Annotated in this window: 27 protein-coding genes; 5 read left to right on the plus strand and 22 right to left on the minus strand. The window is 36.3% G+C overall.

Annotated features, from left to right (window positions below):
- Window positions 1-73: 73 nt before the first annotated feature.
- From QBK89_RS10000 to QBK89_RS10030, 7 genes are all read right to left on the minus strand, one after another.
- The gene (locus QBK89_RS10000; protein WP_284140904.1) at window positions 74-2,317 is read right to left on the minus strand and encodes a penicillin-binding protein; all 2,244 of its coding nucleotides are present in this window, start codon (window positions 2,315-2,317) and stop codon (window positions 74-76) included.
- Window positions 2,318-2,331: 14 nt separating this feature from the next.
- A complete protein-coding gene (gene ftsL, locus QBK89_RS10005; RefSeq protein ID WP_284140905.1) occupies window positions 2,332-2,703 on the minus strand; it encodes a cell division protein FtsL in 372 nt (123 codons plus the stop codon).
- On the minus strand, window positions 2,703-3,680 hold the full coding sequence (rsmH, locus tag QBK89_RS10010; RefSeq protein WP_284140906.1) for a 16S rRNA (cytosine(1402)-N(4))-methyltransferase RsmH: 978 nt from the start codon (window positions 3,678-3,680) through the stop codon (window positions 2,703-2,705). Before rsmH ends, ftsL begins: the two co-directional genes overlap by 1 nt.
- 42 nt (window positions 3,681-3,722) lie before the next feature.
- A complete protein-coding gene (mraZ, locus tag QBK89_RS10015; protein WP_284140907.1) occupies window positions 3,723-4,154 on the minus strand; it encodes a division/cell wall cluster transcriptional repressor MraZ in 432 nt (143 codons plus the stop codon).
- Between the two features lie 273 nt (window positions 4,155-4,427).
- Complete coding sequence (bshC, locus tag QBK89_RS10020; RefSeq protein WP_284140908.1) at window positions 4,428-6,050, minus strand: bacillithiol biosynthesis cysteine-adding enzyme BshC; 1,623 nt, start codon at window positions 6,048-6,050, stop codon at window positions 4,428-4,430.
- 218 nt (window positions 6,051-6,268) lie between these two features.
- Entirely contained in the window at window positions 6,269-6,649 is a 381-nt protein-coding gene (locus tag QBK89_RS10025) for a DUF3397 domain-containing protein (protein WP_284140909.1), read from the minus strand.
- Window positions 6,646-7,533, minus strand: a complete 888-nt coding sequence (locus QBK89_RS10030; RefSeq protein ID WP_284140910.1) for a 2-dehydropantoate 2-reductase — start codon at window positions 7,531-7,533, stop codon at window positions 6,646-6,648. Before QBK89_RS10030 ends, QBK89_RS10025 begins: the two co-directional genes overlap by 4 nt.
- Before the next feature lie 154 nt (window positions 7,534-7,687).
- Here QBK89_RS10030 and QBK89_RS10035 point away from each other — a divergent pair, with 154 nt between their 5' ends.
- Window positions 7,688-8,167, plus strand: coding sequence for an N-acetyltransferase (locus QBK89_RS10035; protein WP_284140911.1), 480 nt, complete (start codon window positions 7,688-7,690; stop codon window positions 8,165-8,167).
- A 73-nt stretch (window positions 8,168-8,240) separates the two neighbouring features.
- Here QBK89_RS10035 and QBK89_RS10040 read toward each other — a convergent pair whose 3' ends face one another.
- From QBK89_RS10040 to QBK89_RS10055, 4 genes are all read right to left on the minus strand, one after another.
- On the minus strand, window positions 8,241-8,714 hold the full coding sequence (locus tag QBK89_RS10040) for an RsfA family transcriptional regulator (protein WP_284140912.1): 474 nt from the start codon (window positions 8,712-8,714) through the stop codon (window positions 8,241-8,243).
- Window positions 8,715-8,811: 97 nt separating this feature from the next.
- Window positions 8,812-9,573, minus strand: a complete 762-nt coding sequence (locus QBK89_RS10045; protein ID WP_284140913.1) for an enoyl-CoA hydratase/isomerase family protein — start codon at window positions 9,571-9,573, stop codon at window positions 8,812-8,814.
- Window positions 9,574-9,742: 169 nt separating this feature from the next.
- The gene (gene rpmF, locus QBK89_RS10050) at window positions 9,743-9,916 is read right to left on the minus strand and encodes a 50S ribosomal protein L32 (protein ID WP_284140914.1); all 174 of its coding nucleotides are present in this window, start codon (window positions 9,914-9,916) and stop codon (window positions 9,743-9,745) included.
- A 33-nt stretch (window positions 9,917-9,949) separates the two neighbouring features.
- Window positions 9,950-10,477 (minus strand): YceD family protein, encoded by a 528-nt coding sequence (locus QBK89_RS10055; protein ID WP_284140915.1) that lies wholly within the window; start codon window positions 10,475-10,477, stop codon window positions 9,950-9,952.
- Between the two features lie 205 nt (window positions 10,478-10,682).
- Between QBK89_RS10055 and QBK89_RS10060 the strand changes: the two genes are divergently transcribed.
- The gene (locus QBK89_RS10060) at window positions 10,683-11,891 is read left to right on the plus strand and encodes a nucleotidyltransferase (RefSeq protein WP_284140916.1); all 1,209 of its coding nucleotides are present in this window, start codon (window positions 10,683-10,685) and stop codon (window positions 11,889-11,891) included.
- Between the two features lie 83 nt (window positions 11,892-11,974).
- On the opposite strand, the gene QBK89_RS10065 is transcribed toward QBK89_RS10060, so the two are convergent.
- Window positions 11,975-13,000, minus strand: a complete 1,026-nt coding sequence (locus QBK89_RS10065) for a SepM family pheromone-processing serine protease (protein ID WP_284140917.1) — start codon at window positions 12,998-13,000, stop codon at window positions 11,975-11,977.
- Between the two features lie 248 nt (window positions 13,001-13,248).
- On the opposite strand from QBK89_RS10065, the gene ylbJ reads away from it, so the two are divergent.
- Window positions 13,249-14,460: a sporulation integral membrane protein YlbJ gene (gene ylbJ / locus QBK89_RS10070; protein ID WP_284140918.1), complete on the plus strand. Its 1,212-nt coding sequence runs from the start codon at window positions 13,249-13,251 to the stop codon at window positions 14,458-14,460.
- A gap of 55 nt (window positions 14,461-14,515) precedes the next feature.
- Here the strand turns inward: ylbJ and coaD are convergent, their stop codons facing one another.
- The 7 genes from coaD to QBK89_RS10105 form a co-directional block, all read right to left on the minus strand.
- Window positions 14,516-15,013 (minus strand): pantetheine-phosphate adenylyltransferase, encoded by a 498-nt coding sequence (gene coaD, locus QBK89_RS10075; protein WP_284140919.1) that lies wholly within the window; start codon window positions 15,011-15,013, stop codon window positions 14,516-14,518.
- The gene (rsmD, locus tag QBK89_RS10080) at window positions 15,006-15,587 is read right to left on the minus strand and encodes a 16S rRNA (guanine(966)-N(2))-methyltransferase RsmD (RefSeq protein WP_284140920.1); all 582 of its coding nucleotides are present in this window, start codon (window positions 15,585-15,587) and stop codon (window positions 15,006-15,008) included. Before rsmD ends, coaD begins: the two co-directional genes overlap by 8 nt.
- A 360-nt stretch (window positions 15,588-15,947) precedes the next feature.
- Entirely contained in the window at window positions 15,948-16,223 is a 276-nt protein-coding gene (locus QBK89_RS10085) for a YlbG family protein (RefSeq protein WP_284140921.1), read from the minus strand.
- An 87-nt stretch (window positions 16,224-16,310) separates the two neighbouring features.
- Entirely contained in the window at window positions 16,311-16,751 is a 441-nt protein-coding gene (locus tag QBK89_RS10090) for a YlbF/YmcA family competence regulator (RefSeq protein ID WP_284140922.1), read from the minus strand.
- 60 nt (window positions 16,752-16,811) lie between these two features.
- Window positions 16,812-17,045, minus strand: coding sequence for a YlbE-like family protein (locus QBK89_RS10095; RefSeq protein WP_284140923.1), 234 nt, complete (start codon window positions 17,043-17,045; stop codon window positions 16,812-16,814).
- 7 nt (window positions 17,046-17,052) lie between these two features.
- On the minus strand, window positions 17,053-17,439 hold the full coding sequence (ylbD, locus tag QBK89_RS10100) for a spore coat protein YlbD (protein ID WP_284140924.1): 387 nt from the start codon (window positions 17,437-17,439) through the stop codon (window positions 17,053-17,055).
- 207 nt (window positions 17,440-17,646) lie between these two features.
- Window positions 17,647-18,711 carry a CAP domain-containing protein gene (locus QBK89_RS10105; protein WP_284140925.1) on the minus strand — a complete coding sequence of 355 codons (1,065 nt, stop codon included), beginning with the start codon at window positions 18,709-18,711 and terminating at the stop codon, window positions 17,647-17,649.
- Between the two features lie 249 nt (window positions 18,712-18,960).
- On the opposite strand from QBK89_RS10105, the gene QBK89_RS10110 reads away from it, so the two are divergent.
- Both QBK89_RS10110 and ytvI read left to right on the plus strand, forming a co-directional pair.
- Window positions 18,961-19,329 carry a YugN family protein gene (locus QBK89_RS10110; RefSeq protein WP_284140926.1) on the plus strand — a complete coding sequence of 123 codons (369 nt, stop codon included), beginning with the start codon at window positions 18,961-18,963 and terminating at the stop codon, window positions 19,327-19,329.
- Between the two features lie 226 nt (window positions 19,330-19,555).
- Window positions 19,556-20,614 carry a sporulation integral membrane protein YtvI gene (gene ytvI, locus QBK89_RS10115; protein WP_284140927.1) on the plus strand — a complete coding sequence of 353 codons (1,059 nt, stop codon included), beginning with the start codon at window positions 19,556-19,558 and terminating at the stop codon, window positions 20,612-20,614.
- A 117-nt stretch (window positions 20,615-20,731) separates the two neighbouring features.
- Here the strand turns inward: ytvI and QBK89_RS10120 are convergent, their stop codons facing one another.
- The 3 genes from QBK89_RS10120 to ctaF all read right to left on the minus strand — a co-directional run bounded on the left by QBK89_RS10120 (window position 20,732) and on the right by ctaF (window position 22,645).
- Window positions 20,732-21,187, minus strand: a complete 456-nt coding sequence (locus QBK89_RS10120; protein WP_284140928.1) for a DUF420 domain-containing protein — start codon at window positions 21,185-21,187, stop codon at window positions 20,732-20,734.
- A gap of 54 nt (window positions 21,188-21,241) precedes the next feature.
- Entirely contained in the window at window positions 21,242-22,153 is a 912-nt protein-coding gene (gene ctaG / locus QBK89_RS10125) for a cytochrome c oxidase assembly factor CtaG (RefSeq protein ID WP_284140929.1), read from the minus strand.
- A gap of 171 nt (window positions 22,154-22,324) precedes the next feature.
- The gene (gene ctaF / locus QBK89_RS10130) at window positions 22,325-22,645 is read right to left on the minus strand and encodes a cytochrome c oxidase subunit IVB (protein WP_284140930.1); all 321 of its coding nucleotides are present in this window, start codon (window positions 22,643-22,645) and stop codon (window positions 22,325-22,327) included.
- Between the last annotated feature and the right edge of the window lie 3 nt (window positions 22,646-22,648).

The raw sequence follows: 22,648 nt of genomic DNA on the forward strand, positions 1-22,648 counted from the left end.
AGATTAGAACACTGTTTTTCTGAGAAAATAATTCACATATATGGAGTACTAGCTACAAGCAGCTCCACTATTTTTATTCTATGTCACCATCACTTTGTTGCGCTTCTTTTTCTTCCGTGTTTTTTTCTAGTTTCAGCTTATTTGGTGGCTTCAATTCCACGCCAAGGTATGCATTTTCTTTTATTGGTTTCCCTTGTTGAATGCTTTGCTTCACAACATATCCATTGCCAATTGTTTCAAGCTTTAATTCGGTTAATTGCGCCAGCTGAAGTACATCTCGCATCGACCAGCCAATAACCGATGGCATGCTAGGATTTTCTGTCAACAAAAGCACACGTTTGCCCGGGAGAATATCATCACCCACTGCCACGTTAGCACGAGTTATCGTATCTCCAGAACCTATTACAGTAACATGAATATCTTTTTCTGCTAATACCTGTTTTACTTTAGTCACAGATTCTCCTACCAGATCTGGAACCTTAACTTTCTGCGTTTTATTGTTCTCACTTTTATCTGGCTTAATGTCCATATAATGTAGCCCGTTTTGCATCACATTTTTAAAAATAAATGATGTTGGCGTAGCTCCATGCTCATAGCCTTCTTCAAAGAATAATTTTGGTTGTTTAATCGATACATACATCATTAATTGTGGATCATCCTTTGGAGCCATTCCAAGAAAAGAATAGAGGTTATTTTCTACTCCACTCATATATCCACCTGTTTCTGGATCAGGAATTTGTGCTGTTCCTGTTTTTCCAACAACGGAATAATCATCCAATGCGTACATTTTACCTGTACCATACTTTCCGTTTACAACAGATTCCATCAAGTTTAACATTTGCTTCGAGGTTTCTGGAGATATCGGCTCCCCTACCACCTTAGGCTTGCTTTCTTCAATAATTGTACCGTTGTTTGCATCAACAATTTTCTTTAAAACAAATGGCTGCATCATTTTTCCGTTATTTGCAATGGCTGTTGCAGCCTTCATTTGCTGGATTGGTGTGATCGTACTTCCTTGCCCAAAAGCTGTAGTAGCTTTTTCAAGTGGCCAATTATAAAGAATCTTCCCTTTAACTTCACCCGGTAAATCAATGTTCGTTTCTTTATCGAAATCAAATGCTTTTAAATACTCTAGGTACTTCTCAGGACCAAGCTTTTCCCAAGCAAGTTTAGCAGCAGCAACGTTGGAGGAACGTTGGAACCCTTCATCATAAGATATGGTTCCCCATCCCTTTCCATAGTTATGATCTGGGATTGCCCTAATTTGCTTATTAATCTTGTACTTTCCTGATTTATATAAATCCGCTCCGTTGTAGACTCCTTCTTCGATAGCAGAAGCCCATGTAAATATTTTCATTGTAGAACCTGGCTCTATCGGGGTGGATATCGCATCATCGTACCAGTTCTTTACGTCTGCTGGGTTATTTGGATCATAGCTCGGCCGGTTGCTCATTGCGAGAATTTCACCAGTTTTAGGATTCATAACAATCGCCGTTAGCCGTTCTGGCTCATATTTATCCTCTACCTGACTCATTACATCCTCTAGCAATGTTTGTATTTTTTGATCAATTGTTAAGTATATATCATCACCATCATGTGGTTTCTTTATTTTTTCATTGGGATCAAGCAGTTTCTTATTAAACCGATCACGCTCGAATGAAATATAGCCATCCTTTCCGGCTAATAAATCATTCATTTCTTTTTCAATCCCAGTGACACCGGTTATATTTTGTTCCACTCCTGTGTCCGTTTTCTTTTCTGATTCTTGTGCAAATCCAATGATATGTGATGCAAATTTCCCATTCGGATAATATCGGATCGCTTCCTCCGTAAAATTAATGCCAGGCAGCTTTAATGCTTCAATCTCTTCTTTCTTTTTTTGCGAAAGTTGTTTCCCCTTCGCACCGAATTCCACCTGTGTTCGACCTTTTTCAATTCCATCTTTTATTCGTTTTACGATGTACGTTTTGTCCATATTTAATAAAGGAGCCAGCATTTCCGCAGTTTTCTCCGGATCTTCGACATGCTTAGGCTCCTTTAAATTTTTAGAATAGGCTTTATCGACGATAGCATAAAGTCGAAAAGTTGGTCGATCATAAGCCAGTAGCATTCCGCTACTATCATATATTTTTCCTCGTTCCGCTTCGATCGAATAAGAGGCTGTTCTTTTTTCCTTGGCCCAATCCTTTAATGATACGTTATCCACTTCACCAGTTACTTGAATGTACAAAAAACGACCAGTTAAAAGTAAAAACAAACCAACAAAACAAACAATAAGGATACCAGCCATCATATGCGTTGTTTTATTTTTTTTCATTTTCCTTCACCCGATCAATTATGGAATGAAGCCGCTTGTTTTACAGTAGCATTTTGTATTTTCAAGCCATTTTCCTTTGCGATTTTAATAATTCGTTCAGGCTCACTTAACTCTTTTACTTCATATTGCAAGTGTTCATTGCTAAGCTGTTGCGTTTGAACGGTTTTTTCTAATGATTGCAACTCTCTATTTAATGCGTCCGTTGAAGAAGAAAAAGAAACAACCAATGTTGCAGCAACAACAAGGATGATTGCTACCACAGAATACAAAATCTTTTCACCCTTTGTAATCCATCCCGCTTTACGAATTATGACTTTTTGTTTATCCTGTTGCGGCGTCTGGACAGTATAAGATTGTTCCCAGCTTCTTGCGTGATTTGCTGCCATTATTTTTTCCACCCTTCTTCATAAGTAAAGTCATCGTTCCACGCTTTTGTTTTTTCCACGATTCTTAGTTTTGCTGATCTTGATCTACGGTTTTCATCAAGTTCGTTATCTTCTGCCACGATTGGTTTTCTAGTCACTAATTTAAATGGTGCTTCATTTTCTTTTGGAATAACCGGTAAGTTCCGTGGCGTTTCTTTTCTTGTACTCCATTTTTTAAAAGCTTGCTTACATAGTCTGTCTTCTAATGAATGGAAGGTAATCACAACGATACGACCATCCACAGAAACAAGTTTCGCCGCTTGATGAAGTGCATCATTAAACACTTGCAATTCATTGTTTACAGCTATGCGAATTGCTTGAAAAATTCGTTTTGCTGGATGTCCACCCTTTCTCCTTGCGGGTGCAGGAATTCCATCCTTAATGATATCTACTAATTGGTGCGTTGTATCGATGGGTTGTTTTTCACGATATGCTTCAATTTTTCTCGCAATTTGCTTTGAAAACTTTTCTTCGCCATATGTAAAGAAAATTGCTACTAAATCGTTATATTCCCAATGATTAACGACATCCCATGCAGTTAAATCTTGTTCTCTATTCATCCGCATATCAAGCGGTGCATCATGCTGATAACTGAACCCTCGATCCTCTCTGTCTAACTGAGGAGAAGAGACCCCTAAATCAAATAATATGCCATCCACATGAGTTATCTCATGCTTGGTTAATTGTTCTGTTAGTTGACTAAAGTTACTGTGTATAAATAATATTCGATCCTGATAGAGCTTTAATCTTTCTTTCGCTGCTTTTAAAGCATCTTGATCCTGATCAAATGCAATAAGCAATCCATTCTCATTTAAGCGAGAAGCTATTTCTTCTGAATGCCCTCCACCACCAACTGTACAATCTATATATGTACCATTTGGCTTAATGGATAGCCCTTCAATGGCTTCCTTTTTTAACACGGTATAATGTTCAAACATGGGTTCACCTTCTTTATAAATTCCACCGCTACCTTTATGTTCCTAAATATCAAAATCCATTAGGTTTTCGGCGATTTCCGCAAATGACTCTTCTGATTCATTGAAATAATCCTCCCAGTTCTCTTTCGCCCAGAATTCGATCCGGTTAGATACGCCAATGACTATGCAATCCTTATCTAGAACTGCATATTTTCGAAGTGGTTGCGGGATATTTATTCTTCCCTGTTTATCAACATCACATTCTACTGCGCCTGAAAAGAAAAAACGAGTGAAGGCTCTAGCATCTTTTTTTGTTAATGGAAGCTGCTTTAACTTGTCTTCTAGTGCCTTCCATTCTTGCATTGGATAGGCGAACAAGCATTTATCTAGTCCACGGGTCACAACAAAGCTATCTCCAAGTCCATCACGGAACTTGGAGGGAACAATTATTCTTCCCTTTGTATCAATGCTATGTTGGTATTCTCCCATAAACATAGAGTCCGCCCCACTTTCATATTTTCATATTACCACAACACCCCACATTTCACCACTTTTTTTCTAAAAAAAGCATATTTTTTTAGAAAAACAAGCTTTATTGGTATTCGATATGATCAAAAGCCACTCGTCTTATCCTCTAAAAAATGATCAAGCAAAAAAAGCATAAACCTTGTTGAAACAAGGTTTATGCTAGATTCAGGTCAATTATTTAGTATGAATAAACAGAAACAAAATCATGATAATTAAAAAAGTGGAGAATGGTGGGGGAAATTATAAATAAACAATATAATGGTCCTCATCCATCCTAAAAGATTGATCTAATAATTGGCTAATAAATGATGCACCATGCTCGTTAATGAACGGCAACGGATTCCATATTCTTTCCTGAAGTCCGCCAGCAGGATGAAGTGCTTTTTGTAGCAAGTCAAATTCCTCTAGCTCTTTCGAACATTTTTCCTCGATTGCTTGCAAAATTCGTTTTTCAAAATACGCAATTTCAGAATGTAAATGGGAAAGGTTTCTTTCTCCTATTTCTCCAAGATCTGCGCGAAGATTCTTTGCGATTTCGCGAAGTGGCTTGTGTGCTTCTGTTAATGTTTGTTTTAATTGCGCTACAACAGCATGAACCTGTGGGTTATGCTGGCTTGCTAGCCAATCCGCCCTCACCTGATCTATTCCACCATTCACTGCAGATTCAATCGAAATGTTATATTTGTGTGCTATTTTTTCGATATGACGATCAATATACGTAAACGACAATCGCGGCAGCACTGGCGGCATCTTCATATCTAGTGCATGAAATGCAGGCTTCAAGACAGACCAATATGCAATTTCTCCTGGTCCACCTATAAAAGCTAATGATGGAAACAAGAGTTCTTGCATTACTGGCCGTGTTACTACATTGTTACTTAATTGTTCAGGATAATTTTCTGCGATATGTAATATTTCTTCAGTAGTAAGCTTTACTTCGTCTTGCTTTCCAAGCCAATCTCCATTTTGATCTCGAGTCAATAAAATTCTCTCATTGTTATAATGGTAGAATAGATGTGCATCCCTTTCATTACAATCTAAAGAAACTGGATAATCCTTTTCCTTGATACGACGTATCGTCTCATAAACACCTGAACTAATCTCTGATTGTTTCTCCAGCATCCGGACAAAATAGTCGCTTTCTAATTTACGAAGCGCTTCATTTCCTGAATCAACTAAAACGAGACCTTCTTCAGCGAAAAGCAGATGAATGATCCTAGCAAAAAAGTCGACATACGTTTCTGAAAGGAATAAACAGTTCTGTAATGACTGATAAAGATCGTTCGTATAAGCTGTCTCCTTTAACTGCGAACATATTTGATACAACCATTCTTCCACTACGGGTTTATCCAATTTAATATCAGAAACCGGATATTTGTACATCACTTTTTGAAGAAGCTTATGTTTTTGCATTTCTTTCTTTCCTGGTAAATATACATGATTAATTTCATCGAAATCATGATCTTCCCCAGCAATCCAGAACACAGGTATAACCGGTATTCCAAGTGATTTTTCTTGTTCCTTTGCATGGTACAGGATAGAAATTATTTTATTAATCGTATACATTGGCCCCGTTAATATTCCAGCTTGTTGTCCACCGATTATAACGACACTATTTTCATCCTTTAAACGATGGATGTTCGTAATTGTTTTATTTGAAGCATCCCATGCTTTATTCATTGATAGTAAGCATTCAGATAGTTGTTCACGTTTAAATTGACGGTTGTTTAAATCACGGACCCTATTATTTAAATCTGTTAGTGAAAATGCATAATCAAAATAAGACATAATTGCATCATCATTGTTTCTGTAATCTCGAATTAGTTTGTTCTGACCATTCAATTGAATAGGGTCTATATGCATAAATAACTTACTCCTTTTATTTTAATAAAGTAAAACTTTAATAAATCATTCCTCGACGTCCCCTCAATTTGGGGCTGTCAGTTTTATGTAGGATAAATACTTCCATTATGTATTTTACATAAGTTTACCTTTCTTTTCATGTATTCTGTTTAGGGGTTTAATCGACCCAATGGAAGGTATACTTTTATCGTATCCGCCAAAGAGGCTTCCTGAATTCGTTAAACAAAGATCTTCCCTAAAATTCCATAGCATATTAATACGAAATATAAAAATGAGAAAAGCAAAAAGCAGCTTCGCCAAAGCACTTTAAATGCTGCTTGATAATTTATTTCTATTTTTGTTTTCCATTGAACGATAATGATAACCGTAAATAATATTAATAGTACAAGTAGAAAAATACCAATAAAAAATTGATCAAACAAATTATTCAAAATAATAAATACTGCAATTATGTATAATAATGTCGTCCAATTCACTGCCTTAAAAAATGCATTGCGTGAATAATTCGATTTAAGACGGAGCAATCGATAAATTAAAAAAGTTGTAATTGGTGGTACGGTTACGAAAATCGCAATGAAATATGCCATCATATCGATCATTTATTTTGTTTCCCCCTGTTCCATTCCATCGCAAGCACGGCATCATGAATAAAAGCTATATTCGGAATTGCCTTTTCTGCTCTTTCCATTATATATCCTGTGATGGAAGAAATCTCTGTACGTCTCCCCGCAATTATATCTATAAGCATGGAGGAATAATTATTTTTTGTCTTTTCTGCGATTTGTTGCACCCGATGCCAATGCGTTGAAAAATCAACGCCTAAAACCATAGCTGCCTCATAACAAATTTCCTTGGCAATCGCATGAAGGTAAGGATTCTCATTCAGCTGGCCATTCGTAACGTGAAACAAAGCAGTTAAAGGATTAATTACTACATTTATAATTAATTTCTCTACTAGCATCTGTTCCCATCGGTTTTCAACTATAATTGGAAAATCTGACTGTTCAAGCTGCCTTTTGACATTCGCTAATTTTTCTATATCGATTCCTTTATATGTCGCTAACCGAATACATCCATGGCCTGTGTGCTGGTACGTATAATCATTGTGTTTGAGAGCTCCATGCTCTACAATCCCAACAATTGTAGGATATTCAAGCGATTCTAACAATTTCACATGCCCCATCCCGTTTTGCAAAAAAATAAGAGGCGTTGAACGATTTACATGCTGTCGGATACTTAACAAAACGTTAGGCAAATGGTATTGCTTCACACATAAAAACAAATAATCTACTTCCTCTAATTCTTCGAGTAGCTTTACAGTAATATACTGCGATTGCGTAGAATTAGCTTTTTTTAATCCAAAGCGCATCAGGTCGTTCTTTTGCTCTAATCTTCGTACATACAATGTAACCTCATGCAGATTGTTTAGAAATCCTGTAATTAACAAACCGATCGAGCCACCGCCGATTACTCCTATTTTCATGGTTATACGCCTCTCCATTGTAATATTCAGTCAGGGAAAAAGGAAATGTTTCACCACACTTGCTACCCTGTCATTTCTTTCTATATTTTTTTATACTATAATAATATAAAAGGGGTAAAAACAAAAACAATTTTCAACGAAGGGGGAAGTTGCATTGGACACGATCAAGGTGGAGCGTCTCTTAATCAACTACAAAACATTAGAGGAGTTTAAACGATTTAAGGAATACGGACATCAGGAATTGTCCATGCTAGAGGATCTAGAATCGAATATTGTTGAGAACAACAGTGAATCGCCTTTTTATGGAATTTATTATGGAGATACGTTAATTGCACGAATGAGCTTATATAAAGTAGATAAGAAATATGATGCTTATTTTGAACCAGCACATGATTATTTAGAACTGTGGAAGCTAGAGGTAATCCCACACTACCGTAATAAAGGGTATGGAAAGGTATTGGTTGATTTTGCAAAAAGCTTTGAACTTCCAATTAAGACGAATCCAAGGGTTAACTCACATGGCTTTTGGGAAAAGATGGGATTTCAGAAAGCGCATTATGATATGCAGCGTGATTTAGGAGAAAACCCATTAATTTGGTTACCACAAGGGGTTAGCGAAAAAGGAGTCGAATAACGTAATAAAAGAGGCCAACGCCTCTTTTATTTCATTTCGGCAACCAAGTATAGTATGATTTCAGCGTGTAAGGCTATTTAAGTGCTTTATCGTTTACCCAGCTCCATAATTTCCCCATTTCTTGCCATGCATTCTCATATCGAAGGAGTTGTTCTTTTAACCTTCTATTTTCTTCCTCTAACAGCTCCGCCTGCTTTTGTTTTTTCTTGTTGGAGCTAAACTCCATTGCAAATCCTGATCGCATTTTCTCCAACAATAATATCGCGGAATCTATCGTATCTTTTTCTACATCATCTTTCACAGCTTCTGCACTATATGTCCCCCCGCGCTTCCGCTCTTCTTTTGCACGCTGTATCGCATCTTCATATTGCTTTCGAATGGTTGCATTCCAACGAAAGCCACAGGCAGCCGCCGTTCGAGATAGCCTTTCTGCTACTTCTTTAAAAGCTTCAAGTTGTGTCTTCCCATCACGAATATAGCGAAGTACTGTTTCAGCAAGTATCATATCTTCCTCTTCTGTCCATGCATCCTGCCGTGTCACATTCATACCATCACTCCTTACATGTTTGCTTACAATGTATGCAAAAAATAGGAATGATAGAATAACTGTTTCATAAAACGATATAAAAAGTCACTATCAAGTACTATTTACGATGCATAAACCGGTGGACTGCTTGCTTATGCTCTGGACTATCCCATAACGTTGCACAGCTTCGAACCTCTGCATTCATTTCAGCGTTTAATGCTAGAGCGGATAGTTTTTTCTTATACTGCGCTTTCAATAGTTTCATTTGATCAACTGATTTTAAAATATAGGGTTGAAGGAAAACATTAGGATCAGACCATTGAGATTTATCAACTACTTGTTGTATCCATCCCTTTTCCATTAAATAGGATGTTGAATAGATAGCTCCTTCTAATAACCATTGAAATGCGAATGTATGATGCACCTTTTCATAGAGCAAGACCCCCCCACCCCATCCAGGAACAATGCCTAATGTACTTTGTACAAATCCAAATGTAGTAGATTCTTTTGCGATTCGAATATCACATGCAGTGGCTATTTCGCAACCACCTCCAAGCGCATTGCCATTCAACAAGCAGATAACTGGAACTGGAAAAGCTACAATTTTATATAATACCTCTTTCATTGGATACAAGATCGAAAATGCTTCATCAGGAGATAAATCCCCGTGTAAATCATATAAATCTCCACCAGAACAAAACATCTTATCTCCGAATCCCGTCAAAACTAAAAACTTTAACGGTTTTTGCTTCGCTTTTTCTAAACAATCGTTCAAGTCCTGTGTCATCTTTTTCGAAATAGCATTATGTTTTTCTGGTCTATGTAATGTGATAACTCCATAGCCTGCCGCTTCGAACGCTAATGTTACATTGCCTGCCACCTTCATCAATTCCTTTCTCAGCATGCTCCGTACAAAATATCATATTTATCATAGCCCGAATAGCGATTACTGTCCAATGACTACGAAACCGAGAGAATCAATGTAAGAATCTCTTTTTCTATAAACAAAAAACAGATCACTTCAAATAGTGATCTGTTTTATACGTTCATTAGCTATTAACTACTTCTTTTCCATCGTAATGTCCACATGATTTACATACATGGTGTGGCTTTGTTAACTCACCACAATTTGAACATTCTACCATGCCAGGTACATGTAGCTTTTTATGCGTACGACGTTGATTTTTAACCTTTTTAGAAGTTCTTCGCTTCGGTACTGCCATGACTTACACCTCCTTCAAATGAAAAGCATCTTACTATTTTTGCTTACTATCTTTTAATAAGGACTCTAGCTTTTGCAAGCGAGGGTCTATTTTCTTTTCACTTATTTCCTCAGAAAGTACTTCCCATCCATTCCCTTTAATAGGGATATTGTTCTCAGTATTTGCTTCATCGGAAAAAACACGAAAAGGAATCTCCAATAGAATATTTTCCTTTATAAATGGAGTTAAGTCAAGCACTTCTCCATTCACCGGATGAATTTCATTTGCTTCATCTTCATTTTCTAAATATGGTGAAGCAGAAAAAATTTCCTGTGTTTTTATTTCGAATGGATATGGTACATCGACTAATGTACGTGCACATGGTAATACCATTTCTCCTTGAATCGTAAACGAAAAAATAAACTGATCTCCGCTCATGGTGCAATCACCATAAACATGAACTGGTTTAATAAGACGAATGTCATTATTCATCGTTTCTAGTTCAGACACATCTACTTCTCCATCAAAGGAAAATGGTTTTGAATGTGCATTTTTTTTAATTTGTCCTAATGTAAATTTCATTTCCTTCACCTCAAGGCAACAAAAGTAATTTTAAAATGAAAATCGGTATTTGTCAATATCATTCTCTTTACAGAAGCAAAAATTTATCATTTCGAATAGTATTCCCTTCTAGCATTGCATTAATCATGCGCAAGTTGAAGGCGATGCAACGAGCAACAATCTTTGGTACAATTATAACCATCAATTTATATTTGGAGATGGGACTATGCGAGCATGTGGACTAGTTGTTGAATACAATCCTTTTCACAATGGGCATTTATATCATTTGCAACAAGCAAAAAAAACGACTGATGCTGATATCATGATTGCTGTTATGAGTGGCTCTTTTCTCCAACGTGGAGAGCCGGCAATCATCGATAAATTCCATCGTGTACAAGCTGCATTAAAAAGCGGCATCGATATAGTTTTAGAATTGCCTTACGCATTTTCTGTACAAAGCAGTGAGCTTTTTGCCAAAGGATCGATTCAAACATTATCAAAAATTGGTGTTGACTCCGTTTGTTTTGGCAGTGAATCTGGAGATATTCACGATTTTTTGACAAGCTATCAGCTCCTCAAAAATAAGTTAAATACATATAAAGCACTGTTACACGAAAACCTAAATAAAGGACTATCTTTCCCTGAAGCTAGTAAAATTGCCTATGAGCATATTGGACTTACTAAGGATTTTGACCTTTCCAAGCCAAATAATATACTTGGTTTTAGCTATGTAAAAGAAATACTTGAACAGCATTTACCAATCAAGCCAGTAACAATAAAAAGAATTAAAAACAACTACCATGATGTTGATATCTCTGACACGATTGCAAGTGCTACGAGTATTCGAAGTGAGCTTCTAGTTAAGCAGTCCCAGTTAAACGATTTAGCTCAAACTATGCCTTCTCCAACCTTTGAGGTTTTACAAGCTTATAAGGATAAGGCTTCACAGTGGCATCAATGGGAGGCCTATTTTCCTTTTCTTCAATATCGCGTGCTTACTATGGGGAGTAAAGAACTTGCCTTAATCGAAGGTGTCATCGAAGGACTAGAATATCGGATCTATAAAACAGCTAAAAAGGCTTCAAGCTTCCATGAATGGGTGCAGTTAATTAAGTCAAAACGGTATACTTGGACGCGCATTCAACGTATCTTCGTACATATTTTAACGAATACAAAAAAAGCGGAAATAGCCTCTTTAAACCTAATGGAAAGGATTCCATATGTAAGGCTGTTAGGGATGAGTCCATCTGGACAACACTATTTAAATATTAAAAAGAAACAGATGGATGTGCCTATTGTGACAAAGCTTTCACGAAGCATGCATCCGATGTTACAAATCGAAGAAAGAGCTACCCATGCTTATTATAGTATTCTTTCTTCGGCACAAAAACAGGAATTGTTTCGCAAAGAGCTATCAGCCCCAATACAAGCTTAGTACGTTATTAAGCTCGATTATCAAAAAAAGATAATCGAGCTCTTTTTCGTTTATGAGGTAGCTTTTTTATTACTTTCGATAATTCATTTTTTCGTATCAATCGTTTCTAAATAATCAATGGCATCCTGAAAGCTATCTACTGGAACGATTTTCATATCTGAATCAATTTCATTTACTGTATCAATCGCAATTTCATAATTCGAGTTTGCTGCTCCACCTTCATTTGGAGCAAAAAAGATATCACAACCTTCTTTATCAGCAGCAATGACTTTTTTATCAATACCACCAATTCGATAGACACGGCCATCATAGTCGATTTCACCCGTTCCAGCAATCTGATACCCCTTCGTTATATCCTCTTCTACTAATTGATCATAAATTTCTAAAGAAAACATCAATCCTGCACTAGGGCCGCCAATACTTCCACTAGCAAAGGTAATGTTAGGGTTGACCTCAACACTTCGATCAGTAACAAGCTGAATACCCAACCCAACCTTTTCTTCATCATCTTGGAAGGTCTCCAACGTAACTTCTTTTGTCAATTCTTTATCATCACGTACTATTTTTAACTGAACAGAATCACCAGCTTGTTTGCCATCTACAAAATCGATGAGGTCTTTCGCTTCGGTTATTTTTTTGGAATCAATACCAATTATCCGATCACCTGATTTTAACTGCCCATCGGCGGGCATTCCTTCAACAACAGAAACAACATAGACACCATTATATTCTATTTTTATTTGTTCATTAGCTGCTTTATATGCTACAACAGTTGACGCTTCCTGTGAGCTTTCCATCATTTGTAATTGCGCTTGAAAGTAAGCCTCCTCAGATACCCCTTCAGGCCGAACCTCATGAAGTGGTAGCACTTCTTGATGTGGTAACAATTTTGCCAATATAAATTGCATTGGTGTCGCTTGACCACCTCGAACAGTTACAAGGTGCATATCGCCTTTACTTTTATGTCCACCTTCTACTTCTACAATTGGATTAAGTGCATCTGCACCCCCAGGCTTATATATGTAAAACGGTAATTTATACATTGATAAAAATAGTACAAGTGCTGACATTAATACGAGTGTTACGAGTTGCCTTTTTGTGAATTTCATTGATTAACCCCTTCCAAATTCTTGCTCTCATCTATTACTATATTTCGCGGATCATGCTCACGAAGCTTCTTGATATGTATCTTTAAAAAAGTGAATGGCATAAACCGATACGGTACATGCGTATATTGATAAAAGAACCTTGGTTGTCCATAACATATTAGCTAAAACAACATCATGATAGCATTATTATTTTACTACGTTCAAAAAGAGAAGTACAGGAACCAACACCACCAATTAGGAGGAAGTCAATGAGGCAATTAATGAAAACGATCCTATTATCTGGCTTTACAATATTCATTGCAATCTCGTTAGTTACTTTCCCCAAAGATGCATTCGACGCCAGCCTACATGGACTTGACATGTGGTGGGGTATTGTATTTCCTTCTCTGCTTCCATTTTTTATTACTGCTGAGCTTTTATTAAGCTTTGGAGTAGTAAAATTTCTCGGTGTATTGTTCGAACCAATCATGCGTCCTCTTTTTAATGTTCCGGGCACTGGAAGCTTTGCGTGGATTATGGGAATGGCAAGTGGCTATCCAACTGGGGCTAAGATTACTGTTCGATTACGTGAAGAAAAGCAATTAACACGGATAGAAGCAGAACGTCTGGTTGCATTCTCAAACGCTTCTAGCCCATTATTTATATTTGGTGCGGTATCAGTAGGTTTTTTCTATGATCCGAAGCTCGGATTATTAATTGCCACCTGCCATTATGTTGGTAACGCGATTGTCGGTATCCTTATGCGCTTTTACGGTCGTTCACAGGAAAGACCGACAAACAATCAAAAAGAAAAGGTATCCTTTTTCAGAGCATTTCGAGCGATGCACGAAACGAGAATCCATGATCCGAGGCCATTTGGAGAAATATTAGGAGATGCAGTGCTTAGTTCCATTAAAACATTAGTAATGGTCGGCGGCTTCATCATTTTGTTTTCTGTGCTTACTAAAATTTTATATTTAGTAAAAATTACGCCAATGATTGCTACTTTTTTCGAATCTATCTTATCGCTCTTTTCTATTCCAGGAGAACTGACGTTACCATTCATTTCAGGCCTGTTTGAAATAACGATTGGTGCCAATATGATTTCCAATACAACGGAGGCGCCATTACTAGCAAGCATCATTATTATTAGCTTTATTCTAGGATTTAATGGACTTTCCATTCAAGCTCAAGTTGCAAGCATCCTTGCTAAAACGGACATACGATTTTTACCTTATTTTTTTGGAAGAATACTACACGGATTCATCGCTGCACTGTTAACCGTACTATTGTATCGTCCATTATATACTGAGCGACCTGCATTTTTTCAATCTAATCCGGTTCCGGCTTTCCAAATGGTTTTCGAAAATCATTGGAGTGCTACGATGCAATTCATTCAGGATTTTGGTCCAGCAATTACAATACTATTCCTCGGTATTAGTGCCATTCTATTACTTCAACGAGCGTCTCATAATCGATGATTAATGATAAAGTAAAAAAGATGCTGCTAATTTAGCAACATCTTTATCTTTATCTTTAGTCAGATATAGGTACATCTTTAAATTTTTTTGCCAATGCTTTTTCTACTGGTTTTGGAACAAGGTCAGCTACGCCTGCACCATATTTCGCTACTTCTTTCACAATACTTGAGCTTAAAAATGAGTATTGGTTATTCGTCATCATGAACAATGTTTCGATATCATTATTTAGTTTTCTATTCATCGAAGTGATTTGCATTTCATATTCAAAATCACTCACAGCTCGTAATCCACGAAGAATAACCTGTGCGTTTATTTTTTCCGCATAGTCGATTAACAAACCATCACTTGCATCCACTGATACATTGGGAAGATGCTTTGTAGATTCTTTGATTAATTGAATTCTTTCCTCAACTGTAAACAACGGAAACTTTGCTTGATTATTAAATACTGCTACAATGACATTATCAAAAATACGTGCTCCACGTTCAATAATATCTAAGTGACCATATGTAATCGGATCAAAGCTTCCTGGACATATTGCCAATCTACTCATTATAACCGCCTCCTACAATCGTTGTTTTTTTATAGATGGTCACACCAATTGTTCCACCATAATCGTATTCTTTCATGCACACAAGCCCTGCAATCGTATGCGGCAGTCGTTCGCTTGCATCATGCTCGCAATATATGTAGCCATCTTCCTTTAATAGCTCTAACTCGAGTATTTTTTCAATAAATTCTTTATAATTTAATTTTCCATATGGTGGATCAAGTAGAATTAATGAAAATTGTAGATTCCTTTTTGCAGCTGCATAAATGGCTCGATATGCATCTGTTCGATATATTTCAACATAATCACGTAAACCTAGTGTTCTTACATTCTCTTTTATAGTTTGAATTGCTTTTGATTGCTTGTCTACAAAGATTGCGGTCTCCATACCTCTACTCAACGCTTCTATTCCTAATGAACCACTTCCGGCAAACAAATCAAGACAACTTCCTCCTGTAAAAAAAGGCCCCATTATCTGAAATACTGCTTCTTTCACTTTATCTGTTGTTGGTCTCGTTGCTTTTCCAGGAACTGCTTTTAATTGTCTTCCTTTATGTACTCCTGCTACTACTCGCATTTTATCACCCTTAAACAGAACATTTATCCGAATTAATCCTAACATAAAGAAAAAGAAATTGCAGTTTCAAATAGTGTTTTTTCTCTATTTTTCATTTTATATCCTGATTATAAAGAAAAAATGTATAAAAAAATACCGATTTGATCATACTAGAATAACGAAACGACTCTTGCGTAGCTTAGTTGTTTCAAACGGAGAAGAGACTTACACTTCCCCATAAGTTCTCCTCCGGTTTCTCCTCTCCCTTTGCCTTTTTGTTTTCAACAAGAAAACAAAGGGACCTGCAGAAATTGTTTCTGCAGGTTTTTTCTTTGTTTAAAATTAAAAAAGCCTGCGGATAGAAGCTTCTATCCTGCAGGCTTAAATACCCATTTTGTAATCATATTGCTTTGCTTTATCTGGCTTTGCATTTTCAAACATCGTATTTACAAATGGTTTATACGATCGATCGATACGCGATACAAAAGAATGTTTTAATATTTTCGTTTCCACGTTTTCTAGCTCATCCTGGTCAACATAAATAACAGCATACTTTAATCGCTTTGACGCATACAATAAATGACCGTATTTTTTTAATTGTCTAATGTTTTTCATATGCTGAAACCAAACGACAAGTCCTTGACGATTCATTCTCATGGTAATCCTCACTTATATCCTTTTGAACATATTTTAACAAAAAGAGCATCTTTCAGCAATCCAATAAGTTATTTGCATTTGAATTCACTATGAAGCTTGACAGCCACAGCCTCCACCACTTCCACAGCCACAGCCACTATCGGTTAATGCTGCTCCATCGATTGGAACTTTAATTTGTTCACTAACACCTAAGGCAATGATTTGACTAAGTTCATCTAATAATCTTTGTAAATTTCTTTCTGTCACTTTAAATGCTGCAACTTTGTCATTCATATCCACTGCTCGTTTTGCAGCTCTTACCTTTTTCATTATTTCATTATAATCTGGATGATAGCGCCCAAATCGTTGGATATCCTCATAATCACCCTTTATATTGTTAAAAGCCGTAATCAGCTTTTGTGTCTCTATGTCACCGTCCATATCACGACGTGCGTTTTTGTAAGCCTTCATTTCTTCCGACTGCATTACCATTTTTCCTAATTGCTCTGCACGGTCTAGAACATCTACAAATTCAAGTGTTGCGATCACTACCTTACCACCTCCACTATTATAGTATCATTTAATTTAGTCTATGAAAATGATTTAACACTAGTCTTTCATCGTTTCTGCAAATTGCAAGAGCATTCCAAGTAACTGTACGCGATCATTCGCTTTTTCTAACCGCTGTGGCATCGTTTTCCCATAGAAAACCTTTGCCTCTTTTTCTAGTTCCGCTAATTGATTTGGATCCCGAGCTAAAAAACGATACCATATTGGATTACTTCGTATAAACTGCTGAAGGTCTGGTCGAGTTTGCAAAAAGGTTGTTACACGTTTATCCATTTAAGATTCAATCCCTTTGCCAGTTATTAATGCGCTGGTTTTGTAGTGGGGGAGGATTTTTATTCGTGCTTTGAAACTGTCCAAGTAATTCCTGTAACGTAGCTATTGTAGAGTTTAATTGTTTTGCTTGGCTTTGCACCTTATTTACATCCACATTTTCTGTCAATTTTTTTATTTGTTTAAAAAGCTCCGTTTTTTTCTCCGTTGACTTTTTTGTATTTTCCTCATCCTGATACTGTTCCCAAAATGAATCATCTTCACCTAGCAACACCCATTTTTCATAATATTCCTGCCACCCCCTCCTCTTCTTCCTTATTTCTTCAATTAGTTTAGGATGCTTATTAATAAACTCCTTAAATTCTCTTACAGTTGGATGTAGCTTTTTTTCATCCATCTATATCACCCCATCATTCCATTTAAATTAATCAATGGGTCTATGAAGGCCGTTACTTCCTTCGATTTTTAGTGCGATATGCACTACCTATTAAATAATTTATGCATGACAGGTTGGAATGTGCCCGGTTAGGTATTTTAAAATAAAACGATTGAATCCAATCTATCTAGATTGGATTCAATCGTTTTTATATTTATTTCTTCTCCACTAAGGCTTTGCTAAAAAATTTTGTGTGTAATACAGTCGATACACTCCGACACCTAAGTGCGTATATCCATCATTCAATAATGCTTCACGATGCCCCTTGCTATTTAACCATCCTTCCATCGCTGCTGCTGCATCTGGATATTGGGCTGCAATATTTTCACCTGCCGAAAAGTAAAAGACTTCCTTTGCAGCCAACCTTTCTTTTAATCCATCTCCATTTTGAGCATAATGTGAAAAATAATTATTTACAGACATATCCTTACTGTGTAAAAAAGCAACCTCGCTTACTTTCTCTTCCCATTTCAATGACGATTTTTGATTACTGTGTCGCATCACATTCGTAATATCAAATATTTGCTGCTCCATTCCATGCTCTACCTGTAACCATTCATCATCCGATAAGGAAGGCTGCTCTGGTAGCTCTCCACGATATTGAAGCTCATATGGTCGATGTTGTAATAATAAATCACCAGAAAGAATACGAACCGAAGAAAGCTTGTCTGTAAAGGTATCAAAATAGCATTGGATGAATAGATCATTCGTTATCTTTGCTAATGGACGCTTCTTCATATCATCGTTATTTAATCGGAATGTGTATGAAGAGATTCCTTTTTTATAGGTTATTTCCTCTGAAAAAGGAAATACCTCGTTTACTTCCTCATAGGATTGACCAATAACAAGCGGGTCAATCGATAGCTTGCTCCCCGTACCAAAGACGGTTTGAATTTTATCATTTAATATTCCAAATTGAATATACTGTTCTTTTTGATCGGTATAAACCCACCATGTATACCCGTAGGAGCTTAAGTCCTTTCTAATTGGCGTACCTAACTTTCCCTCTAATTCTTTCGTCGTTTTATCGATCCACTGAAATAAGTCTCCTCCATACCTATCACTAAGTAGCTGTTTTTCTGGAGCGGTTTTGGTCTGAATGACATTCTTCTTTTCCTTTATTACCTGACTAATCTTGTGAAGGCTATTAGAATCCACCACATACTTGTCAGCAACATAAAATAGAGCTCCGATGAGTAATAAAACGAGTAATAGACGGCGTAATAAGCGCATATTTTTCACCCTTTAATTAGAATATAGTAATGTAACTATATGAACTAGAACGTAATTCTATGCATCATAGTTTTTAACTGTAAGAATAGCAACTGCTTATTTACTTACTATATTAAGCGAAGCTATCCTTTTCATTGTATACTTTTCATCTAAAGCTAGCTACCCATATAAGACCCCTTTTATGATTGCAACTTCTTCCATTTCATACTATTATAGTTTTGAGAGGAAAATTTGTGAGGTGGGGTTAAAATGAGACTAGAAAACTTAGAAGTGGAAGACATGCTTGTTGATGTAAAGCCATTGGACCATGTTATGGGGAAACATGCGTTTATCCGAGCCGGACAATGGGATTATGAGCGAGTAACCTATGACTATAAAATTGGGTCAAATGAAAAAAACATTACATATTATGTTCGAATTCAGGGCTATGCCGTTGAAGGAGATGTTGATCGAGGAAATGCAGTCATTAAGCTTATGACGCCGCTTCTCGGTAAGCATTATTATCCACATGGCGTAGAATATGGAGAAGAAGAAAACTTTCCAGAAAATTTAGTTGAACGAGCAAAAAATCTTATTATAAAGGTTAAAGAAGAACTAACTGAATTAAAAAATAACTAACTTTAAATTACCAACTGATTTTACTTCATCAAAGAATCCTAACTTCAAGGTGTACGATTTTTAGCTTTTGATTCATTAAATTTAGGGTCGATCCCTCTCTTTGAGGAATCCGACCCTTTTTATATCGCAAATAAACTAATTCTGTTCAAAACATCATATAAATGCTATATTTTTTATAGATGTAAATTGAGAATAATGGGTTTTTGAAAGGAGACATTGGTTCATCTTGTTGCGTAATATAACAAAACGTCAATGGACGCTTATTTTTTTAACTGTCTTACTCATTTTATTAGGTTATTTTATTTTACCTATTTCAGTACCGTTAATTATTGCTTTTATTACGGCACTTATCCTGAATCCGGTGATCCGATCTATCCAGACCCATATTAAAATTAGCCGAAAAAATGCCGTTATTATCGTCTTTTTGCTATTTCTTATATTGGTTGGTATTACTGGTACATTGATCGTTACAAAAGCAGTCACACAGGTTGTTAACTTTGTCGAAGATGTACCCGAGCATTTTAATCAATTAAATCAAATTTACCGTGATTGGGAAGATAGCTTCCAGCAATATGCGAAAAATCTTCCAAAGGAATTCGTAGATCAAATTACAGATAGCCTTGAAAGTAATTTAACTTCCTTAAGCTCTACTGCGAAGGAAAAATTTACGATCGATTACATTGCTCAGCTATTCGCAAAGGTACCACAGTACTTAATTAGCTTTCTTGTCTATTTAATCGCGTTATTCTTATTCATGCTTGAGTTACCAATTTTAAAATCAAAAACCTATGAAATGTTAACACATGAAACTGCAGAAAAGGTTTCATTTATGAATGCTAGACTATCAAATGTCATTCTTGGTTTTCTCAAAGCACAATTTCTCGTCAGTATTATTATTTTTATTGTTTCATTAGTCGGGTTATTCTTAATCGCTCCTGACATTGCTATCATTATGTCAATATTCATCTGGATCATTGATCTGATTCCGATTATTGGTTCGATTATTGTGTTAGGTCCGTGGTCTCTATTCATGTTTTTATCAGGGGATACAGCGATGGGTGTACAACTAGCCATCTTGGCAATTATTCTTTTAGCCATTCGCAGAGTTGTCGAACCAAAGGTAATGGGAAAACATATCGGGTTATCTCCACTCGCTACGTTAATTGCTATGTTTCTAGGGTTGAAGTTACTCGGTATATTAGGTTTTATTCTTGGACCACTATTGGTAATCGCATTCCATTCAGCGAAAGAAGCAGGAATCATTAAATGGAACATTAAAATTTAATACGTAGTGTAAAATAAAAGAAACGATTCGAAAGTCATCTAAAACTTTACGGATCGTTTCTTTTATTTATATAGATCTCCCCACCACTTCGTTAACAGATTCAGTGGTCCATTCTTCTTAAAAACCTAAAATTGCTTTAATCATGCTCGTTGTTTCTCCACCCTTATAAAATACATAAAGCAATAAATATACCATAATTCCAGTAAGTGCGCTAAAGAACCAAATGATACTCGTAATCGGTCCGAGCTTTCTGTGCTTCGATATTTTTCGTTTCATTGCTAATGTAATCGTAACAATCCCAAACACAGCTCCAGTCGTAGCTAAAACAATATGAAAAATTAAAAAAATCGTGTAATAAATTTTTAAATCCTCAGGTCCCCCAAAGCTTGTATTACCAATAAAAACTGTTCTTGATACATAAATCGTTAAAAACAAAAGTGCACTTATAGCTGCTGCGAGCATTGTTTTTTTATGTGCAGCTTTCTTACCTCGTACAATTAATATCCACCCAATAGCAACTAAGATTGCGCTAAGTAAAATAAAAAAAGTACTAATTGTTGGTAAAATTGGCATCTAAACCAATCCCTTTCTCTATATATTGTGAAATGTAATAGTTAGTAAAACAGATTATTGTAAATTCTGGACAGTCGTATTCTCTGGTACAGGATCGACCTTTAAACTTTCCTTTGTAAACCAACCGAAAAAGATTCTCGCTAAAACAACACCATACGTAATCTCTTGCATTATTTTCATAATGATTCCACCAAGCTGCTGATCCTCCATGATATTCATCGGAGAAAACATCTCTGGACCCGAAATTTCAGTTTGTAAATTTTGCAGCACATCTCCTGGCACACAAAGACTCATTGCTTGAATCCATGCTCCTCCAGAGCTATACGCTGCAAATAAAGGAACATCTGCAAAAATGATTAATACACATGCAGGAGTAATAAGCACCCCATTCCCAAAAATATAAAATATTTTCATCAATGGCGTCATTACATTAAATTCCTTAAGCGTTGTTAGTATCGGGAACCACATGATAAAAGCAGCAAATAGCAAAACAAGCGAGATCGATGTATGTGCCACCTGTGATGACTTTGCGAAATTAAATACTGCTGGTATATGGTATAACGAAAATAACGCATTAAAAAGAAGGATGGATATTAACGGTTTAGACAAAAATCGTAACAAAGGGAAGATGACTGGCTTAAAAACTACCTTCTTCCAAATCCAGATCGGAATCCCTTTTATCATTAAGATTGGAAACAGCAGATAAAAAAGCGCCATTTGCGCCATATGGGCTGATAGCATAATGTGCGTAAGTAAATCAATTGGCGAACCCTTCACGACATAAAGAAGAAACATGCCCGTATAAAAGGCTATCTTTTGTTTTGGAGTAGGCTTTTCTTCGCCTCCAAACTTATGACGATACGGACCGGTTACTAAAAAATAAATCAAAGCTAAACAAAGTACAAATAGTAAAAAGTAAGGACTCCATAACGCACGAAATCCAAATATCTGTAACTCCAACCACATAGTTATTCATCTCCAGTTTAAACGGATGCTACCGCTTATTATAACGTACACTACTTATTTATTCATCTTTTGAATGTGACAAAAACCGAACAAATGAAAGATTATACAAAGAAGGTTTATTCTTCCTGCTTGCAAAATAAAAAGATCGGGAGTGTCCCGATCTTTTTATTTTTACCACCAAGTAATGACAGCAAGACCTGCGATCGTTAATATGGCAGCCCATGCTCCCCCATAAATCATAATGGATGGCATTTCATGTCCCTTATCCTTCATATGCATGAAATAATAATATTGAAAGGCGACTTGAATGAGAGCTAGAATTAACAAAACAGGAATAGCGAACATTTTTTCCATGACACCCGTTGCTACGATTGTAAAGGCGATAAGCGTAACGACAATCATTAACGCAAACGAAATGAGCTGTTTTTTCATTTCTTCCTTGTTCCGTTGCTTCTGATACTCTGTTATTTTATTGGTATTGGTGTTTTCCATCCT

It is taken from the genome of Virgibacillus sp. LDC-1 (genome assembly GCF_030137545.1).
Lineage (GTDB): Bacteria > Bacillota > Bacilli > Bacillales > Amphibacillaceae > LDC-1.

Coding starts and splice junctions, on each gene's coding strand:
- QBK89_RS10000 (WP_284140904.1), bottom strand. CDS start 2,317: ATGAAAAAAAATAAAACAACGCATATGATGGCTGGTATCCTTATTGTT.
- ftsL (WP_284140905.1), bottom strand. CDS start 2,703: ATGGCAGCAAATCACGCAAGAAGCTGGGAACAATCTTATACTGTCCAG.
- rsmH (WP_284140906.1), bottom strand. CDS start 3,680: ATGTTTGAACATTATACCGTGTTAAAAAAGGAAGCCATTGAAGGGCTA.
- mraZ (WP_284140907.1), bottom strand. CDS start 4,154: ATGTTTATGGGAGAATACCAACATAGCATTGATACAAAGGGAAGAATA.
- bshC (WP_284140908.1), bottom strand. CDS start 6,050: ATGCATATAGACCCTATTCAATTGAATGGTCAGAACAAACTAATTCGA.
- QBK89_RS10025 (WP_284140909.1), bottom strand. CDS start 6,649: ATGATCGATATGATGGCATATTTCATTGCGATTTTCGTAACCGTACCA.
- QBK89_RS10030 (WP_284140910.1), bottom strand. CDS start 7,533: ATGAAAATAGGAGTAATCGGCGGTGGCTCGATCGGTTTGTTAATTACA.
- QBK89_RS10040 (WP_284140912.1), bottom strand. CDS start 8,714: ATGAATGTGACACGGCAGGATGCATGGACAGAAGAGGAAGATATGATA.
- rpmF (WP_284140914.1), bottom strand. CDS start 9,916: ATGGCAGTACCGAAGCGAAGAACTTCTAAAAAGGTTAAAAATCAACGT.
- QBK89_RS10055 (WP_284140915.1), bottom strand. CDS start 10,477: ATGAAATTTACATTAGGACAAATTAAAAAAAATGCACATTCAAAACCA.
- QBK89_RS10060 (WP_284140916.1), top strand. CDS start 10,683: ATGCGAGCATGTGGACTAGTTGTTGAATACAATCCTTTTCACAATGGG.
- QBK89_RS10065 (WP_284140917.1), bottom strand. CDS start 13,000: ATGAAATTCACAAAAAGGCAACTCGTAACACTCGTATTAATGTCAGCA.
- ylbJ (WP_284140918.1), top strand. CDS start 13,249: ATGAGGCAATTAATGAAAACGATCCTATTATCTGGCTTTACAATATTC.
- coaD (WP_284140919.1), bottom strand. CDS start 15,013: ATGAGTAGATTGGCAATATGTCCAGGAAGCTTTGATCCGATTACATAT.
- rsmD (WP_284140920.1), bottom strand. CDS start 15,587: ATGCGAGTAGTAGCAGGAGTACATAAAGGAAGACAATTAAAAGCAGTT.
- QBK89_RS10085 (WP_284140921.1), bottom strand. CDS start 16,223: ATGAGAATGAATCGTCAAGGACTTGTCGTTTGGTTTCAGCATATGAAA.
- QBK89_RS10095 (WP_284140923.1), bottom strand. CDS start 17,045: ATGGATAAACGTGTAACAACCTTTTTGCAAACTCGACCAGACCTTCAG.
- ylbD (WP_284140924.1), bottom strand. CDS start 17,439: ATGGATGAAAAAAAGCTACATCCAACTGTAAGAGAATTTAAGGAGTTT.
- QBK89_RS10105 (WP_284140925.1), bottom strand. CDS start 18,711: ATGCGCTTATTACGCCGTCTATTACTCGTTTTATTACTCATCGGAGCT.
- QBK89_RS10110 (WP_284140926.1), top strand. CDS start 18,961: ATGAGACTAGAAAACTTAGAAGTGGAAGACATGCTTGTTGATGTAAAG.
- QBK89_RS10120 (WP_284140928.1), bottom strand. CDS start 21,187: ATGCCAATTTTACCAACAATTAGTACTTTTTTTATTTTACTTAGCGCA.
- ctaG (WP_284140929.1), bottom strand. CDS start 22,153: ATGTGGTTGGAGTTACAGATATTTGGATTTCGTGCGTTATGGAGTCCT.
- ctaF (WP_284140930.1), bottom strand. CDS start 22,645: ATGGAAAACACCAATACCAATAAAATAACAGAGTATCAGAAGCAACGG.